The 1,255-nt window shown below is 67.4% G+C and carries 1 protein-coding gene; it reads right to left on the bottom strand.

Annotation, left to right across the window (positions count from 1 at the left end; genetic code table 11):
- Window positions 1-43 precede the first annotated feature (43 nt).
- Window positions 44-1,191, bottom strand: a protein-coding gene (locus G6O68_RS31820) for an IS3 family transposase (protein ID WP_449308798.1) whose coding sequence is annotated in 2 segments (ribosomal slippage) — window positions 44-921 and window positions 921-1,191 — 1,149 coding nt in all. Because the reading frame shifts where the segments join, the coding sequence is not laid out codon by codon here.
- Between the last annotated feature and the right edge of the window lie 64 nt (window positions 1,192-1,255).

Genomic DNA, 1,255 nt, shown 5'->3' with positions numbered 1-1,255 from the left:
GAGTGGACTTCCCCACCGATGGCGGGCGCGGGGCTAACGGTTTTTACGAGGCTTCTTCGTACTCGGCGGGTGACTTGTATCCCAGCGACGAATGACGCCGGATCCGGTTGTAGAAGACCTCCAGATACTCGAAGATGCTCGCCTTGGCCTCCGCCCTCGTCGCGAAGATCTCGCCCCGAGTCAGCTCCTTCTTCAGGCTCGCGAAGAATGATTCCATCGGCGCGTTGTCCCAGCAGTTGCCCCTGCGGCTCATGCTGCAGGTGATCCCGTGGCCGGCCAGGAGCCGCTGGTAATGCTCGCTGGCGTACTGGCTGCCACGGTCCGAGTGGGCCACCAGCCCCGCGCCGGGCAGACGCCGGGCCACGGCCATCTCCAGGGCGTCGACTACCAGCCGGCTGTCGATCCGCGGGCCCATCGACCAGCCGACGATCCTCCGCGAGTGGAGGTCCTCCACGACCGCCAGGTACAGCCAGCCCTCGGCGGTCGCTATATAGGTGACGTCGGCCGTCCAGGCTTGATTCGGGGCCTCCGGCTCGAACCGACGATCCAGCACGTTCTCGGCCACGGGACGGCCGTGATTCGAATCGGTCGTGACCAGGAACTTCCGCCTGGTCTTGGCCGCGACCCCGTGACTTCGCATCAGCCGGGCCACGGTGTTCACGCAGCAGGGATTGCCGCGAGCCGCCAACTCGGCGTGCACCCGCGGGCTGCCGTAGCGGGCCTTCATCTCGACGTGGATGGCCTTGATGGCCACGACCAGGGCGTCTTGCCCGGCCGCCCGGCTGCTCCGCGGCCTCCCCCGCCAGTCGTAGTAGCCCCCGGCGGAGACGCGCAGCACCCGGCACATCAGCCGGACCGGCCATCGACCGCGGTGGCGTTCGACGAAGTCGTACCTCATGACGACTCCCTGGCGAAGAAGGCCGTCGCTTTTTTCAGCACGTCGCGCTCCATGGTCAGCCGCTTGACCTCGGCGCGGAGGCGACGCAGTTCCTCCTCCAGGGCGGGCGGGTTCCCCTTGCCGGGGAAGGCCTGGTCGCCGCCCTTGGCCAGGGCCGCCTTCCAGGCCCTCAGCATGCTCTCGCCGAGGCCGAGGTCGTGAGCGACCTCGGCCAGGCTCTTACCGTGGTCTGTGACGAGCTTGACCGCTTCGGCCTTGAACTCGGGTGTGAACGTCCTTCGTGTCTTCGCCATCGGTGGACTCCTGGGTTCGAGCTTATGCTCTTTACCCGGCGCCCGCCATCCGTGGGGAAGTCCA

The organism is Paludisphaera soli (assembly GCF_011064595.1).
GTDB classification, from domain to species: domain Bacteria; phylum Planctomycetota; class Planctomycetia; order Isosphaerales; family Isosphaeraceae; genus Paludisphaera; species Paludisphaera soli.
The sequence above is the reverse complement of the archived record's forward strand: the minus strand, read 5'-3'. Positions and strand labels throughout refer to the sequence as shown.